The organism is Lactobacillus taiwanensis DSM 21401 (genome assembly GCF_001436695.1).
Taxonomy (GTDB): domain Bacteria; phylum Bacillota; class Bacilli; order Lactobacillales; family Lactobacillaceae; genus Lactobacillus; species Lactobacillus taiwanensis.
The window spans coordinates 1-16,922 of sequence record NZ_AYZG01000004.1; the positions used below are offsets into that span (position 1 = coordinate 1).

Genomic DNA, 16,922 nt, shown 5'->3' on the forward strand with positions numbered 1-16,922 from the left:
AATCCAGCAGAAGGCATCAAGAACAAGAGTGACTTACCAGATGGCACTAAGTACACATGGAAAGACACCCCAGATGTAACTAAGCCAGGTGAAAGTACTGGTGTGATTGTAGTAACTTACCCAGATGGCTCAAAGGATGAAGTAACTGTGAAGGTAGTTGTTAATACAAACGATGTAACACCAGAAACACAGCCAATTCACACTACTCTAGGTGTTCTTCCAAACCCAGCAGATGCTATTAAGAACAAGGATGAAATGCCAGTAGGTACTAAGTACACTTGGAAAGAAGTACCAAATGTCAATACACTTGGTGAACACACTGGTGTCATTACTGTAACTTATCCAGATGGTTCAAGTGTAGACTTAACAGTTAAGGTATATGTCGATGCTGTCGCAAAGGAAAACAACAGCAACAACACTGCTCAAGTTATCACTAAGCATGTTGCGGAAACTAATGAAAAGAAGACTTCTGCAACTCCAGCACAACAAATTAACCATTCTGAAAAGGCTACATTGCCACAAACCGGTGCTAAATCAGAAAATGCAGCTGGTATCTTAGGCTTAGCTATTGCTGCAGTAGGTAGTCTATTCGGATTAGCTGCTGATAAGAAGCGTAGAGACAAGTAAATATTGTAAAAGTTTGATTTTCTAAATATAGACAAAGAAAGAAGAGACTAGAGGCCTCTTCTTTTTTGTTGCAGAAAAATAAGTATTTTTATTTAAATACTTATTGGCACAATTATATGTAAGCGTTATTATAGTTATTGCAAATAAGCGGATTTACTGATGGGATCAGGTCTGAGCTACTACAAATAAAGATGATATACGTAGATAGGTATATTCTAGTTTGTGGTAGCTTTTTTCTATATAAAGGTGATTCGTCGGATGATATTTCTTAAAACATTTAATAATAGTGCACCCTTGGTTCAGGACGATCAAGGTCAAGAACAAGTAGTCCTAGGTAAAGGCGTAGGCTTTGGCTTAAAAAAGGGTGATGAGATTGATGAAAGTAAAATTGAAAGATGTTTCATTGCAAACTTTCATCAAGATGAGGTTAACCAAGTTAAATAAATGCTTCGACTATCGATTTAACTAATAAGGTGATCCAGATGGTGGAGCCGCTATTGAATGTGAAGCTCAACGATTTTCAATACTTGGCTTTAGCAGATCATATTGATTTCGCTCTTTCCAGAATTGAAGATAATATTGATATTAGTGCTGCAAGTACGCGCTGGGAAGTTAAGAATCTTTTTCCTAAGGAATATAAAATTAGTGAAAAAGTTATTGCTTTAATTAATAAAGAAATGAATGTTAACTTGCCAGTAGATGGGAAAAAGGCAAATGATGATGCCTTAAAAGACACTGATGGTGTTGTAACTGTTGTTAAAGCAGGTGACTTTTCTGGCGGAGGTCAAGTAGCCGATGACGATCTTGAAGATAGTAATATGAGTGTGATGGATAAAGCTATTGACCTTATTTCAGGTATCTTTACGCCAATCTCATGCTCAATGGCAGCTGCTGGTATGATCAAGGGATTAACTGCAATGTGTGCTTCCTTTGGCTGGCTTGTATGACCGTTATGATATTCCAATGATGGTTGTTGAAAGTGGCCTTGGCGCAGTGGATAAAATTAGCGATGATGGCGTTGATTTGATTGTCTACACTACTTGGGGTTGTATTGACTTAGTTAGTGCCGGAACTGGTCAAATGTCAAAGCGCTATGGTTTTATCAATGTTGATCGAGACGATGAAGGAAAAGGCATTCTGAAGAGAATGCCGAAAGATTCATTCTATTGGTACAAGAAAGTAATTGAATCTGATGGTAAAGATCTAGACTAATTTGAATTTTAAGAATACTGCTCAATTTAACGTCAAAATTGAGTAGTATTTTTTTATCAAAATTACAATGATTACTTATATACCTATGCTATGATGGTTTAGATTAATTATTATTTGTGAGGAAGAAGTTGGATGGATAAGCAAGCTACTAGAAGTAGACTATGGACAATTTTAGCTGCATTGGCAGCTGTAATGTGGGGAATTTCAGGTTTATTTGCGGAATCTTTATTTAAGATTAGTTCTAGAATTACACCAATTTGGCTAACGCAGGTTAGATTAATTATTTCTGGGATTGTCCTATTAATCATTGCGTCAGTTTTACATCAAAAACCATTTTTTGTTTTAAAAAATAAGAAAAATACCTTGCGTATTATTGCCTATGGTATTTTTGGCTTGCTACCAGTACAGATTTTTTATTTTATTGTCATTGAAATGGCAAATGCCTCGATTGCTACAATCTTGCAATTTATCGGGCCTTTTTTCGTCCTTGCTTATTTAGCGATGACCCATCAGCAGGTTTTAAGAAAATTAGATGTTCTAGCAGCAATTATGGCGTTTATTGGAGTATTTTTGCTGTCGACACATGGAAATTTTAATCATTTAGCTATTACTCCTTTAGCATTGTTTTTTGGTCTATTATCTGCTTTAGGTGAGGCAAGTTATACTTTGATTCCAGTTAAAATTGTAAAAAGAATTTCTAGTTTAGTTTTGACTGGGTGGGGGATGATCTTTGCTGGTTTTGGTTTGGTAATTGTTCATCCAAGTTTTCCTGCCATTCCAGTCACGCCAAAAGTGTGGTTCTGGGTTGGGGCAATTATTATTATCGGAACGATTCTACCATTTCAGATAATGGCGAATGCCTTACGCTATGTTAAGCCATCAACTGTTAGTTTACTGGACGCCTTTGAGCCTTTATCGGCTACTGTTGGATCAGTTTTAATCTTTGGTTTAGTGATGTCAGGGATGGACTGGTTAGGTACAGCCTTAGTAATTACAGCAGTTTTAGCTTTGAATTTTACTACTAAAAGAAAAATTAAAAAAACTGAAAATAAATAATAAAAGAAAAGCTGGTAATATCTTCGTTTGAAATGAAAATATTACCAGCTTTTTTGAAGTTTTTATAGTTCATTTAAGATCATTTCTTGCTCAATAAATTTATCGAAGTGAGGGAACAAGAAAATAACGTAGCCATAACCATCAGGTTTAATAACTTGGTCATCTACTAATTTTCTGCGATAAACAGCTAAATAATTTGTACTTTTATTCATTATTTTACCAATTTCTTGGCCTTTAACTCTAGTTTTTCCTACTTTTACCATTGCTTGCACGAACTCTTTTTCTTTGAAAGATATGTTTGTAGCCAAGTTTAATGGTTTCTAAATCTAGTGAAATAAGATTATTGATTATTTGGTGAGATAAACTAGGATTGAAAGGATTGTTGTCCATACGTTTCACTTTCTAATTTTATAACTAGTAGATTATTTTCTTAAAGAAAACAAGTGTATTAATATCGACTTTTTAATAAAATACAAATTTTATCGAAAAATATTTTAATTTTATATTGTTTTTTTCATTTCAATATCATATAATCAAAAACAAGAAATTTAAGTCAGCTCACAAAGGAGGAGAACAAATTGAAAAAAGTTAAGTGGTTAGGAGCAATTACAGTATTGTCTGGTGCGGCATTGACTTTAACTGCTTGTGGGAATAACAACAATAATAATGCTAGTGATAAGAAAGTTAGCTTTAAAGAAGCTGTTCCTAAGAAACAAGTTAAAAAGGGTGGAACATTAAAATACGCAGTTGAAAGTGAATCACCTTTCACAGGTATTTTCTTGCCAGAGTTATCAGATACGGTAACTGATAGTACAATTCAAGAACCGGGCTTAGAGGCATTATTTTCAACTGATGATAGCTACAAGATTAACAACAAGGGTCCAGCTACCTTTAAGTTAGATAAGAATGCCAAGACAATCACTATTGAAGTGAAAAAGGGTGTTAAGTGGTCTGACGGTAAACAAGTAACTGCTAAGGATCTTGAATATGCTTATGAAATTGTTGGTAATCCTAAGACTAAGACTTCAAGATATACAGATTCTTTAGCTAACCTTGTTGGTTTAGAAGAATATCACAAAGGTAAGACTGATAAGATTTCTGGTATTGAAATGCCAAATGGTGAAGATGGTCGAAAGGTCGTTCTTCATTTTAAAGAAATGAAACCAGGTATGCTTCAATCTGGTAATGGTTACTTCCTTGAAACTGCAGAACCATACCACTATTTGAAAGACGTTCCATTTGATAAACTTTTATCAGATGACAAGGTTCGTAAACAACCACTTTTCTTTGGTCCATACAAGGTTCAAAAAGTTGTTCGTGGTCAATCAGTTACTTATGTACCAAATGAACATTACTGGCGTGGTAAGCCAAACTTAGACAAGATTACTATGGAAGTAATCGGAATTAACTCTGTTTCTCAAGCTATTAAGAGTCACAAGTTTGATATTACTGGTGTGCTTAACGCTCAATGGAACAATGTTAAGGATACTAAGGGCGTTAACTTCATTGGTAAGATTCCTTTATCTTACAACTACTTGGGCTTTAAGGTAGGTAAGTTTGACAAGAAGACTGGCAAGAACGTTGAGGATAAGAACGCTAAGATGAATAATGTCTCATTACGTAAGGCGATGGCTTATGCAATGAATATCGATGCTGTTAACAAGCGTTACAATAATGGTTTATCATTTAGAGTTAATACTTTGATTCCAGCACAATTTGGCGACTTCTCTGATAAGAGTATTAAGGGTTACCCATACAACTTGAAGAAAGCTAATGAATTATTAGACAAGGCTGGTTACAAGAAGCATAAGGGTGAAAAATACCGTCGTCAACCAAATGGTAAGAAGTTAACTATTAATGTTGCAGTTCGTGGTAGTCAACCTAATGCTGAAAAGATCTGGACTAACTACATCCAACAATGGCAAAAGATCGGCTTAGATGCTAAATTTGTTGGTGGTCGTCCAATGGAATTCAACTCTTGGGTACAAGATGTTCAAGCAGATAGTCCTAAGATTGATGTCTTTGAAGGTGGTTGGAGTTTATCTTCAGAACCTTCACCAAACGATCTTTACAGTGAAGGTGCTCCATATAACATGGCTCGTTTTGTTTCTCCAACTCAATCTAAACTTCTTACTAACATTGATTCAACTAAGGCCTTCAACCACAAGTACCGTGTACAAGCATTTGATAAGTGGCAACAGTGGATGTATGACAATGCCTATGTTGTACCTACCACAAACAGTTGGTCAATAACTGCAGTTAACAACAAGCTAACTGGCTGGTCACTTAAGCCATCAGCAAGCAACAGTAGATGGTACGATGTTGGCTTTGCTAAGTAGTAAAAAATAATTTATTCCATACATATAATCCTCATACATTAACACAAATTCTTAAATAATATTTCCTTAAATTAAATTTTCATAGTTATATTTCTACAGAAGGCTCTACTTTCGTTAAGTAGAGTCTTCTTTTTGTATCAGTAATGATAACGATTACAAGTGCAAACTATCATAATTGAACTATACCAATATTTAATAATTAGCTAAAATCACTACTATATTTAGCTTTAATTTATATACCAATTAGGATAAAATATAAACATTGTGAATTCTGGAGGAATTAAATGTGAATAATTTTTTAATAGTTAGTCATGGTGAATATGCTAAGGCAACTTTAGCTAGCTGTGAGATGATCGCAGGGAAGTTGCCAAATATAAAGGCAATTGCTTTTAAACAAACAATGAACCAGGACGAGTTACTTAATGAGATTGAAAAGGTTGCAGAAAGCTTTGATAAAAAGCCGACGATAATTGTTGATATTGCTGGCGGAACGCCCGCAAATGCATCTTTGCGCTATCATCAAAAGCACCCCGAGGTAAAAGTATATAGCGGATTATGCTTACCGCTTTTGCTGGCTGCTGTAATGGGAACACCGATGGAAGAAGCTATCAAGCAAGCCCAAGAAAACATAGCCCCGGTTGGAGAAAATTTAGATATTAAGAAGACACCGGCTAAAGAAAAAAATACTGAAGAAACAAAGCCCAATGAAAATGCGGAAATTGAGCCACAGACGATGCACAATGTGCGAATTGATGAACGACTTATCCACGGACAAGTTGCTACAATGTGGACAAATGCACTTCGTTTAACACGAATTATGGTAGTTGGGGACGATATTGTTAAAAACGATATTCAAAAGACTGCTTTAAAAACAGCTTGTCCACATGGTGTGCACCTCAGTATTTTAACTGCTAAGGGAGCAGCCAGACGAATTAATTCAGGTAAGTATCAAGGTCAAACTGTGCTAGTTTTGGTAAAAAATCCTAGTGTCTTACGTCAAATGGTTGATAATGGCGTGAAGTTGCCTGAGATTAACGTCGGCAATATGTCGACTAAAAGCGATTCACGTCAGGTTGCTAAGAGCGTGGCTGTTACTGCTGAAGATGTTGACGACTTTAATTACTTAAACAAGCAAGGCTGCCATCTATATCATCAAATGGTACCCGCAGAAGATAAAGAAGACTTCATGAAATTATTAGAGAAATAGAGGAAAAATAATGACAATACAATGGTGGCAGATTTTACTGCTGACAGGATTAGCTTTTTGGGCAATTATTGACCAGCTTACTGTAGCTGTGTTGAATAATCCATTGGCAATAGGGATGATTTCTGGAATTATCATGGGAGACATTACGACTGGATTAGCAGTTGGTGCAACTCTCCAGTTAATGGTGTTGGGTGTTTCTACTTATGGCGGAGCTTCAATGCCGGATTTTATGACTGGTGCAATTGTTGGTACTGTTTATGCTGTGATTTCAGGAAAAGGTGTTCAGTTTGCAATCGGCTTGGCTGTTCCAGTAGGACTATTGATGGTTCAGCTAGATGTTTTGGCTCGGTTTGCAAATACAATTTTTCAACATCGTATTGATACTTTTATTAAAGAAAATAAACCAAATGCAGCAGCACGTAATGCTTTGTGGGGAACTTTTACTTGGGGATTTTCACGTGCATTACCCGTCTTTATCTTGCTTGTGGTTGGAAATGATGTTGTAAAAGCAATTTTACGAGTTATTCCTGCTTGGTTAACTGATGGTTTAAAAGTTTCAGGACATATTTTGCCAATTGTTGGTATTGCAATTTTACTTAGATACTTGCCAACTAAGAGATTCATTTCATATCTAGCAATCGGATTTATTGCAGCGGCTTATTTAAAGATGCCAATGCTTGGAGTTGCCCTTCTTGGGGCAGCGTTAGCTTATATTCACTATACTCGTGAAGTGGAAAAGTTAGAAATGAAGCAGACAAATACAGAAAAGCAAAATGAAGATGAAGAGTATACGAATGATGAGGGAGAGTATGAAAACTAGTTCAAATAAATTAACAAAAAGAGATCTATTTCGAGCAAATTGGCGTTGGTTATGGGCTAGTCAATTATCTTGGAATTATGAAAAAATGATGGCTCCAGGTTATTTTTATTCTGTTTTGCCTTTTTTAAAGCGGTGGTATAAAGATGATGAATTAGTTGAAATGATGCAGATGCAATCGCAATTCTTCAACGTTAATGCCTTTGATGGAAACTTTATTATTGGGATGGATTTAGCAATTGAAGAAAAGCAAGGTAGTAAGGCTAAAGATACAATTGCTGGATTAAAGACTGGTTTGATGGGACCACTTGCGGGAGTGGGAGATACGATTTTTGGCGCAATTATTCCAACAATCTGTGGATCAATTGGGGCATATATGGGATTAAGAGGAAATCCATTTGGTGCATTTTTGTGGATAATTGTTAACTTGATTATTTTATTCACAAGATTTAGCTTTTTAAACTTGGGTTATTCACAGGGAGCAAAATTAATTGATTCTGCTTCAGGTAAGTTAAATGCAATTACAGATTCTGCAATTTTGCTTGGGGTAACTGTTGTCGGAGCTTTAGTGCCGACAGTAGTCAATGTTAAAGTCCCTTTTGTTTATCGAGCAGGCAAAGTTACTTTAAAGATGCAAAGTATTTTGAACCAAATTATGCCTTCTTTAGTTCCGGTATTATTAGTAGCTTTAGTTTATTGGCTCTTAGGTAAGAAACATGTGACGTCCACTAAGATGATTTGGTTTGTTTTGATTTTAGGAATTGTTTTAAGTTACTTCCATATCTTAAGTGCCTAAAGCCAGCTTTAATATTTTTACTGCTGAAATGGAGACTATTGTTCTATAATTAAAAGTAACAATAAAGATTTATAAAGGGACTTTTATGAAAGAAAAAGAAAAGAACACCATTATAGGACAATTACTTACTTTAGATTTATTTGCAATTATTTGTGGTTATTATTTTATTGATACGATAAATATGTTTGTTAAGCAGCAAGACTGGTGGTATGACTTACTGGTAGTGTTAATTGTAATCTGTGAGATGATCTACAATTGGCTTCAGTTGCTAAAGTATAAGGAAAAAATACCAAATTTAGTAGTTATCTTAACTAGTATTACCTTAAGTGCAATTCTGAGCGGAGTATACTTTAGTGTAATTTGGGTTAATATTCAAAATAAACAAAATTATCAAAACAATATAGTTCTAGCATTAATCTGGGTATGTATGCTAGTAATTGGCAACATAGTTTTGTGGAATAGATATAAGAAAAATAATTAAAAAATGCATTATTACTAGTTTGAAATTAGTAATAATGCATTTTTATATTTATTCAGAAAAATTATTCTACAACATTTCTTTCAAATGGATCGTCAGAAATTCCTTTTTCTAAAATATCTCTTGACCACTGTTTAGCAGAAAATAGGGAGTGATCACGATAATTGCCACAAGATTCAATAGTAGTACCAGGAACATCTTCCCATTGAATCTTGTCGCGAATTTCTTCAAGCGATTCTTTAAGTGCCTTAGCTACCTCTGTAGTGGAGGGGGTACCCCAAACTAAGAGGTGAAAGCCGGTGCGGCAACCAAATGGGGAGCAATCAATGTAACCGTCAATGCGATCACGTAACAATCCAGCTAATAAGTGCTCAATAGTATGTAAGCCCCCAGTAGGGATGGCATTTTCATTTGGCTGAACTAAACGAAGATCAAAATTACTAATTTTATCTCCTTTTTGTCCTTCTTCAACAGTAATTAAGCGAACGTAAGGCGCTTTAACTTTAGTGTGATCTAATTCAAAACTTTCAACTTTGCCCATAATAAATTTCCTCCGTATAAAATTTTTTTATTTCCAAATTTTATTAGCAGTATCAACGACTAGTTTTATTTTTTCCCATTGATCAGCTTCAGTTAGAATATTGCCTTCTTCTGTTGAAGCAAATCCGCATTGTGTACTAAGAGCTAAATTAGTTAGAGGAACTAGCTCGGCTGCTTCATTGACTCTTTGAATAATTGTATCAGGATCTTCTAGATGTCCATTTTTTGATGTAATTAATCCTAAAACAATTGTGACGTTATCACGATTGTTCCAGATCTTTTTGATTGGTTCTAAATCTCCAGAACGATCATTGTCATATTCTAAGAAAAAGCGATCATAATTTAGCTGGGCTAGGTACTTAGCAATTGGCTCATATCCACCTGAGAAAAGAAATGTAGATTTAAAATTACCACGGCAGATATGTGTAGCAACAGTTAGATCATCTGGCAGATTTTCTAGCGTTTTATTGATTACGTAAACTGAATCTTTTGCTAATTGAACGTATTTTTCATGTTCTTTAGGATTATTTTCAGTTTCATTCAACTTACTAATTAAGAAGGCCCAAGTTGTGTCATCAATTTGAAGATAACGACAGCCTAAATCATAAAATCGCTTAATTGTCTTGTGATATGCCTTTGCTAGATCATCAAGATAATCCTGTTTATTCTCATAAAAGTTAGGCCAGTTGTCTGAACGGTTATCTCTAAAAAGTAGAGTAGGTGAAGGGATCGTTTGCTTAGGAGTTACGTTAGTATGTTCCTTAACAAACTCAAATGCTTTAAAGAACGGATGATCGGGATTATAAGCTACTTTGCCAGCTAATTCTGCATTGTCGGTTCTAGTTTTAGCACCATGGAACTTATAGCTTTCTTGATAGTCATATTTTGCGACGCCATTTAAGCCCCATAAGAAATCAAGATGCCACCAGCTACGACGAAATTCTCCATCCGTTACAGCCTTTAAGCCTAAGTCTTCTTCTGTATGGATTAATTTCTCAATTTCTTGGTTTTCTATTTGAGTTAATTCAGCTTGCGAAATATCGCCGTGATTAAACTTATCTCTGGCCTGCTTTAATTCTTTTGGTCTTAAAAAACTGCCCACAATATCGAAATGTACTAATTCTGTCATAGTAATCTACCTCCTAATTTTAACTAAATTTTTCATTTAAATGTTCTTTGAGGATCCACTAACAAAAGGGATCATGTTCAAGTAGCACATTCGATTAAATACCCGTTCGTTAAAAACAATACACTTATTTTTCATAATGATCCCTCCTTCAACAATAAATAAGCAAAAGAAAAAGCGTCCTTAGTATAGCTATTACACTACACTAGGGACGCTTATCACGTGTTACCACCCTGTATTCAAACTGACTTTACAATCAGTTCCTCGTTAAGTACTCCAAAATATGGAAGACTCAGACGTGATAACGTACGTCAATCGTAAATTGCTTACTTAATTAGCTCGCATTTTATTCTAAATCCAAGACCATATTCATCACTCTAGTACCATCGGTTTTCACCAATTCCGACTCTCTGTGAGATACTTTAAGCAATTACTCATCTCTTCTAAGTTTTAATTAATTTTGTTGTCATAATAATACAACTTCTAAAAATTAATGTCAAGAATATTTAGAAAAATTATTCAACTTCAGTATCTACATCATCTTTTTGATTATTAAAAATACCCCAGTCTAATTCTCCAGTTCGCTTAGCGGTAATCACACCAGCAACCATTGAATCGTTAACGTTAAGAGCAGTTCTTGCCATATCAACGATTGGGTCGATAGCAATTAAAACTCCAAGAACTGTTACTGGTAAGTTAAGTGCACCAAGTACCATTAAGGTAGTAAATGTTGCACCACCACCAACGCCGGCAACACCGAAGCTAGAAATAACGTCAATTACAACTAAACTTAAGACAAATTGCCATGAGAAGATGTTAACTCCAACAAGTGGGGCAGTGATTGCCGCAACCATGGATGGATAAATACCTGCACATCCATTTTGACCAATAGTTAGACCAAAGCTAGCGGCAAAGTCTGCAATGGTATCACTTACTCCCATTGATTCGCATTGAGTACGTACATTAAGTGGTAAACTACCACCACTAGTTCTAGAAGTAAATGCGAAAACTAAAACGGGCCATGCTTTCTTAAAGTAGGTAACAGGATTAATTCCATTAATTAAAAGTAAAACAGCATGTACGATAAACATAACAGCAATTGCAACATAAGCAGCTACGATAAATACAAGAAGTTTACTCATTGTTGCGAAACTGTTAGTTGCAGTAGTTCTAGCAATTAAAGCAAAAATTCCATATGGAGTGAGTTCAAGTACAATTTTTACTATACGCATGATAATTGCGCGTAATGCTTGGATACCACGTGCGAAAGTTGCAGCGACTTCAGCTTTTTCTTTCTTAACTTGTAAGAATGCAATTCCGACAAAAATAGAGAAGATGACGATTGCAATTGTGCTAGTTGAACGCATTCCTGCAAAGTCTGCGAAAATATTTTGTGGGAAAAACGAAGTGATTTGTTGTGGTAAAGTTAGACCTTTCAACTGTTCTTGGTGGTCCTTAATTGCACTAAGAGCAGTTGAAGAAGCAGACATTCCTTTAGCAAAACTAGCTCCGCCCAAGTTAAAGATTGCGACACTGCTAAAGCCCAAGAATGAAGCAACAGCAGTAGTTCCTAGTAAAATGGCTAAGACGCTAGCTGCAATTTTTCTAATCTTAGTCGTAACCTTTAGTTGAGTGAAGGCACCAACTAGTGAAACGAAGATTAGCGGAATAACTAGCATTTGTAATAATGAAACATAGCCATCCCCAACGATTGAAAGCCAATCGATACTATTTTTTACAATATCGCTTTTGGCACCAAATATTAATTGAATAGAAACCCCAAAGACGATTCCGACGACTAATGAGAGAAATACTAGCTTAGTAAATCCCCAATTTTTTCTATGTAAGTAGGCCATACCAGCTAGAATAGCAATGGCTACTAAGACAGTGAGAGTAGTTTGCACTTTCTTCAACTCCAATTCTAAGCAAACAAAAAAGAGCCATTGGCTTATGCCAACAGCTCTTAAGAAAAATCATAGTTATAACTTTGAAAAGTTAGTTTCTAACTAGAGAAATTCTTGAAGTGAACTAATGACTGTACGCCAAATAATTGCCAAATTTTTTGACAATTACAACAACAAGAATTTGTTTGACGTACATTAAACATAATCATTAGCTCCTTTCTTACTTTTCATAAGTTATAATATCTCATAGCTTACTTTTAGTCAACAGTTAATTTTAAAAAGAAAGCAATATTCTATAAATATATATTATGAAAGATTTACATATAAAAATATATATATTTGCATTGCAAGCCCTTTCTTAAGTGAGTATAATCAAATTGAAGAGTTATTGATTAATATGAGGTGAAGTAAAATGGCAGAACCTAAATGGTTAAAAGATTTAAAAGAAGAAGATTATCTTAAAGAAGATTTCGATGCAACTGGAAAGTCACGTTATACTGTGGACGGTATCGATAAAAATGATCCAGATTGGTTAGATAAAGCAGCAAAAAAAGTAAATGCTGCTGAAGGAGACGATTATGTAAAGCTTGATGCTGGACTTCTTACAGTTAACCAAATTAATTGGATGCTTCGTCGTGCTTTTGGTGAATTAACTTATGTTGATGATAATAATCAATTTTTATGGTATAACAAACCAACTGATCCAAATAAAAAGATGTTAGCTGGTCGTACTCCAGACCAAGTTGGTGATACAATGGGAGCTGTTCACCCTGATATTCGTAACGTTATTCCTGAAGCAAAGAAAGTTATCTATGCTTTAAGAAATAAAGTCGGTGGACATGATGAAGTTAAAATGCCTGTTCCAAATGGTAATCGTCATAAGTTGATTCTACATGATTATAAGCGAATTGAAGACGAAGAGGGTAACTATGTTGGTACTTATGAATGGGTACAAGATATATATCCGTTTGTAAAATATTTCTGTGAAACTACTGGACAAAAACTTGTTGATGATCCCGATGCTACAACTGGTGCAACTTATAAGAGAGATACCATTGATACTGCAACAGGTGCTTCTAAACATGAAGAGCCTGTAGAAGAAAAGAAAGAAGCAAGACCTGATACCAATTCTGGCGCTTCAGAATATTAATTGAATAATTTTTAGATTTTAAAAAGTCTACTTTTTTGAAGTAGGCTTTTTGTGTTCGATAGCTAGCTGATAAAGAAATATAAAAAATACCTGATATATCTCTGCTTATGAAGCATTGATATATCAGGTATTTTCAATTATTAATGTATTTAATTGTTTTTAATAAAATGTTTTAATTCTTCTTGAGAAAAATATGTGGCATCATCCTCAGTTAATTGTTTTAATATGAAGTCATCACTAGCATTTAATTTTCTACTGAGGTTAATCATCTTTTTAATAGCATTAATTCGGTCCTCTTCTTTTGCAACTTTTGGATAAAGCTATCATTTGTATTAATTTTACCACCCACTAGATCGAAGAATTCGTGTAGACGTGGCGTGATTTTTCCTTTTGTCCCATTTGCATTAAGCAAAATTAATTTTTGGCCAATATTTAGTGGATCGTGCTTGAATCCCTTGGTGCTCCAAGCCGTATCATAGCGATACTGGTCAAGTCCGAGAGGATCAGTTGGCAGAATTAAAATTAAGTACGTAGTAGGCAAATTGCGATAATTTTTGCCTTGCATAAACAGACTTTGATTCATCATTGAAAAATAATACCGCATTCGCTAAAAAGGAGTTTTATTTTTTTGAAAAAAAGCATCCCTCAAATAATTAAGGGATGCAGTAATCTATTTATTTTTTTCTTGTAATAAGTCTCTGATTTGGCGAAGATATATTTCTTCATTAGTTGATGTAGGATAGTCTTCTTCGACTTCTTTTTTAGGAGTGATTTTGTTAACAAGTTTAACTAATAAGAAAATAACTAACGCAATAATTGAAAAGTTGATTATTGCATTGATAAAACTACCATATTTGAATGTGGCTTCACCAACTGTGAATTTTAAGTTGGAAAGATCAATTCTCCCAATAAATAAGCCGATTAAAGGATTAATTCTTTTTTCTTCGTTTAAGCTCATCTACTGCAAGTCCTAATAGACTTCTCAATTTTCAGGATAATGTAATATTAAGACTGCGTAGTCTTTAGATAATAGAATAATCAAAAAGCTGACTTGAGCATTTTTACTTAGTCGGCTTTTTAAATTATTTTTTACGCTAAAAAAAGTATAAAAATAGCTTTTACAAAGCTGATGTAAAAAAGTTATAACTAGTTCTTAATATTAATAATATGTTAGATATAAGATTAAAATTTTTGCTTTTATCAGAAATGATTAATTTATTTTTATAAAAATGATTGAAAAATGAAAAAATGGATGTATTATTTAATCAAACCCTTAAATAAAAATCTTAAGGATTAAAAAATAGAAGATATTTTAATATAAGGATGTCTCATTATGAAGATCAAAGATAAAAGTCGTAAATTTGATGAAGAAAAGAATTTAAATAGAGAGTTACCAGCTGCAGAGGGTTGCTGTACTAATGACAGACCTGAAGAAACAGACGATTGCTAAATTCAGATTTTATTTTAATAATAATTATTAGCGTAGTATTTATGTTTAATCATATATATGTTATTTATGGGTCGCCGAATAGCATTACAGCTTTTCTGATTCTGCTTGTATTGAATTTGGGTTTAACATCTATTGCATTATACATTGATGTTTGGTTATGTCCATTGATACACCTTATGTATGACCTAGAAGTTATAAGGAGACAAAAAGGAGGTAAATTATGACTTTGTTGTCTGTAAATAATATTTCAAAAACATATCGAAAAACAAAAAAAAGAGCGGTTTCTGATGTTTCTTTTAAAGTAAACGCTGGTGATATTGTTGCTTTTCTTGGACCAAATGGCGCGGGAAAAACGACAACTTTAAAAATCATTCTTAATCTGGTAAGCCCTGATAAGGGAAGTATATTTTTCGATGGGAAAGATATTACTAATAATAATTTATTTCTTTTAAAAAATACGGGGGTTTTACTGGAAGGATCTAAGAATATGTTTTGGGCTTTATCTCCTATGGAAAATTTCATTTATTGGGGTGGTCAACGTGGGCTTAGCAAAAAAGAAGCAAAAAAAAGAGGAGAAGAGCTATTAAAAACATTTGGGTTACTAGATAAAAAATATACATCAATCACTATGTTGAGTCGCGGTATGCAACAAATTATTGGGATCTGCTGTGCCATGATTGCAAAACCCAGACTTTTAATTTTAGATGAGCCAACTTTAGGATTAGACATTAATGCGACTCAAATAATGACTAATAGTTTAAGATTATTGTCTAAAAGCGGAGTAGGCATTTTAATTACGACCCATCAACTAGACTTCGCACAGGAAGTAGCTAATAAAATTTTATTAATTAATCACGGTAAGCTTGTCTTTTCAGATAGCGTAAAAGATAGTTTGGAAAGATTAAATAAACGAATTATTTTTGAAGTTGCATTTTCTAGAACTCTTACTGCTAAAGAAGTAGAAAAGTTATTAATTTATTGTGAAGAATTGAAGAAAACGGATAAAATATATCGCTTAAGTGGTAGAGAAAAAACAAAATTAACTGAAATACTTAAAATGCTGAGTGAATTACCTGTGATTAAAATAGAAACAGTAACTAGAGGCCTAGACGAAATATTTAAATATTATATTGGGAGGAATAATGATGACTAGTTTTAAAGCAGAGCTTTGGCGACAGTTTTATTTATATAAAAGATATACCTTTAACTATATTTCAGACTTCTTCTTGTTAATTTTAATGTTTATGGCTATTTTTTGGGGAGGAAGTCTTGTTGGTGGAGGTGTACTTGGTAAGTCATTAAATGCACTAGTAGTTGGATACGTTTTATGGAGTTTGATTCAAAATACTATTAGTCAAATGGGAACTACTGTAATGAATAATGCCAAAAGTGGTATTTTAGAGCAACAATATTTAATGCCAATTTCTTCCAAAAGGTTATTTTTAAATAAAAGTATTGTCAATATAATTGTTTCGCTTGCACAAGCAATTTTGATTTTGATCGTAGTTATGTTTTTTACTAATCATTGGATAAAATTCCCACCAGTGATGATTATTCCATTTCTATTAGCGCTGGTTGTAACTGTAGGACTAGGGTATCTAATAGTTAGTCTAGTATTACGTTTTAAAAGAATAGGGAGTACATTAATAATTTTTCAGTATATTTATTTGGGTGTTTTATTAATTAACTTTGAAAACTATAATGACATTACTAAGTATCTTTCGTGTCTTTTACCAATTTGCCCAATGGTGAGCTGGATGAGGCTAGCTATTAATAATAAACCATATAATATTGCTTTTTATTTTGGTGGTTCATTGTTTAATGCCATCCTATGGGTGTTAATTGGGCTTTTTGTTTTTAGGCTAACAGATAAATATGTAAAGAAAAATGGAACTTTGTCTTTATATTAGTAAGTTGTGCACCAAGTTAGAAATTCTAAAATTCAATGAACTCAAAAAGCATTACCTAAATCGCAACAAAAGGTAATGCTTTTTTTATCGCTCGACGCCTACTAATAATTTACTAAAAACACGTAGATATAAAAAAGAGCATAGGTACATTACATATGTACTTATACTCTTTGGCAGTAAAACACCTTGAACTAACAAATTTTAAAATATACATAGGAATTCAAATTTATATGATCTACTTGGACATTAAAAATTGTTGTTCAAAATAAACAAATTATTTTCTTTGAAGTGGACATTCCTTTAATACTTT

Annotated in this window: 15 protein-coding genes and 4 pseudogenes; 13 read left to right on the forward strand and 6 right to left on the reverse strand. The window is 33.8% G+C overall.

What is annotated here, in order from left to right:
- The 5 genes and pseudogenes from FD18_RS01340 to FD18_RS01355 all read left to right on the forward strand — a co-directional run.
- Window positions 1-627: Rib/alpha-like domain-containing protein (locus FD18_RS01340; RefSeq protein WP_057718191.1), on the forward strand; the 627-nt coding region annotated here is incomplete at its 5' end.
- A gap of 258 nt (window positions 628-885) precedes the next feature.
- Window positions 886-1,322: pseudogene (locus FD18_RS09895) on the forward strand (CAT RNA binding domain-containing protein); the annotation flags it as partial.
- A gap of 3 nt (window positions 1,323-1,325) precedes the next feature.
- Window positions 1,326-1,568: pseudogene (locus tag FD18_RS10465) on the forward strand (beta-glucoside-specific PTS transporter subunit IIABC); the annotation flags it as partial.
- Window positions 1,567-1,839, forward strand: a pseudogene (locus FD18_RS01350) (family 1 glycosylhydrolase); the annotation flags it as partial. The pseudogenes FD18_RS10465 and FD18_RS01350, both read left to right, overlap by 2 nt.
- Window positions 1,840-1,971: 132 nt before the next feature.
- Window positions 1,972-2,895, forward strand: a complete 924-nt coding sequence (locus FD18_RS01355) for an EamA family transporter (protein ID WP_057718193.1) — start codon at window positions 1,972-1,974, stop codon at window positions 2,893-2,895.
- Between the two features lie 62 nt (window positions 2,896-2,957).
- Here the strand turns inward: FD18_RS01355 and FD18_RS01360 are convergent, their stop codons facing one another.
- The gene (locus FD18_RS01360; RefSeq protein WP_235499842.1) at window positions 2,958-3,158 is read right to left on the reverse strand and encodes a hypothetical protein; all 201 of its coding nucleotides are present in this window, start codon (window positions 3,156-3,158) and stop codon (window positions 2,958-2,960) included.
- Between the two features lie 315 nt (window positions 3,159-3,473).
- Here FD18_RS01360 and FD18_RS01365 point away from each other — a divergent pair, with 315 nt between their 5' ends.
- The 5 genes from FD18_RS01365 to FD18_RS01385 all read left to right on the forward strand — a co-directional run bounded on the left by FD18_RS01365 (window position 3,474) and on the right by FD18_RS01385 (window position 8,535).
- Window positions 3,474-5,234, forward strand: a complete 1,761-nt coding sequence (locus FD18_RS01365; RefSeq protein ID WP_057718195.1) for an oligopeptide ABC transporter substrate-binding protein — start codon at window positions 3,474-3,476, stop codon at window positions 5,232-5,234.
- Window positions 5,235-5,520: 286 nt separating this feature from the next.
- On the forward strand, window positions 5,521-6,441 hold the full coding sequence (locus FD18_RS09245; RefSeq protein WP_083486736.1) for a PTS sugar transporter subunit IIAB: 921 nt from the start codon (window positions 5,521-5,523) through the stop codon (window positions 6,439-6,441).
- A gap of 10 nt (window positions 6,442-6,451) precedes the next feature.
- Complete coding sequence (locus FD18_RS01375; RefSeq protein ID WP_057718196.1) at window positions 6,452-7,261, forward strand: PTS mannose/fructose/sorbose/N-acetylgalactosamine transporter subunit IIC; 810 nt, start codon at window positions 6,452-6,454, stop codon at window positions 7,259-7,261.
- Window positions 7,251-8,054 carry a PTS system mannose/fructose/sorbose family transporter subunit IID gene (locus FD18_RS01380; protein WP_057718197.1) on the forward strand — a complete coding sequence of 268 codons (804 nt, stop codon included), beginning with the start codon at window positions 7,251-7,253 and terminating at the stop codon, window positions 8,052-8,054. The genes FD18_RS01375 and FD18_RS01380 overlap by 11 nt, the downstream gene beginning before the upstream one ends.
- A gap of 85 nt (window positions 8,055-8,139) precedes the next feature.
- On the forward strand, window positions 8,140-8,535 hold the full coding sequence (locus FD18_RS01385; RefSeq protein WP_057718198.1) for a hypothetical protein: 396 nt from the start codon (window positions 8,140-8,142) through the stop codon (window positions 8,533-8,535).
- Window positions 8,536-8,596: 61 nt separating this feature from the next.
- On the opposite strand, the gene FD18_RS09560 is transcribed toward FD18_RS01385, so the two are convergent.
- The 3 genes from FD18_RS09560 to FD18_RS01400 form a co-directional block, all read right to left on the reverse strand.
- On the reverse strand, window positions 8,597-9,073 hold the full coding sequence (locus tag FD18_RS09560; protein ID WP_057718199.1) for an S-ribosylhomocysteine lyase: 477 nt from the start codon (window positions 9,071-9,073) through the stop codon (window positions 8,597-8,599).
- Window positions 9,074-9,100: 27 nt separating this feature from the next.
- The gene (locus tag FD18_RS01395; protein WP_057718200.1) at window positions 9,101-10,201 is read right to left on the reverse strand and encodes a vitamin B12 independent methionine synthase; all 1,101 of its coding nucleotides are present in this window, start codon (window positions 10,199-10,201) and stop codon (window positions 9,101-9,103) included.
- A gap of 512 nt (window positions 10,202-10,713) precedes the next feature.
- Window positions 10,714-12,102, reverse strand: a complete 1,389-nt coding sequence (locus FD18_RS01400) for an L-cystine transporter (protein WP_057718201.1) — start codon at window positions 12,100-12,102, stop codon at window positions 10,714-10,716.
- 412 nt (window positions 12,103-12,514) lie between these two features.
- On the opposite strand from FD18_RS01400, the gene FD18_RS01405 reads away from it, so the two are divergent.
- Window positions 12,515-13,252 (forward strand): PAS domain-containing protein, encoded by a 738-nt coding sequence (locus tag FD18_RS01405; RefSeq protein WP_057718202.1) that lies wholly within the window; start codon window positions 12,515-12,517, stop codon window positions 13,250-13,252.
- Window positions 13,253-13,517: 265 nt separating this feature from the next.
- On the opposite strand, the gene FD18_RS01410 is transcribed toward FD18_RS01405, so the two are convergent.
- A complete protein-coding gene (locus FD18_RS01410; RefSeq protein ID WP_235499843.1) occupies window positions 13,518-13,838 on the reverse strand; it encodes an Rpn family recombination-promoting nuclease/putative transposase in 321 nt (106 codons plus the stop codon).
- A gap of 84 nt (window positions 13,839-13,922) precedes the next feature.
- Window positions 13,923-14,186, reverse strand: a pseudogene (gene mscL / locus FD18_RS01415) (large conductance mechanosensitive channel protein MscL); the annotation flags it as partial.
- Between the two features lie 736 nt (window positions 14,187-14,922).
- On the opposite strand from mscL, the gene FD18_RS01425 reads away from it, so the two are divergent.
- Window positions 14,923-15,855 (forward strand): ABC transporter ATP-binding protein, encoded by a 933-nt coding sequence (locus tag FD18_RS01425; RefSeq protein ID WP_057718204.1) that lies wholly within the window; start codon window positions 14,923-14,925, stop codon window positions 15,853-15,855.
- Window positions 15,848-16,612, forward strand: coding sequence for an ABC transporter permease (locus tag FD18_RS01430; protein WP_057718205.1), 765 nt, complete (start codon window positions 15,848-15,850; stop codon window positions 16,610-16,612). Before FD18_RS01425 ends, FD18_RS01430 begins: the two co-directional genes overlap by 8 nt.
- The last annotated feature ends 310 nt before the right edge of the window (window positions 16,613-16,922 follow it).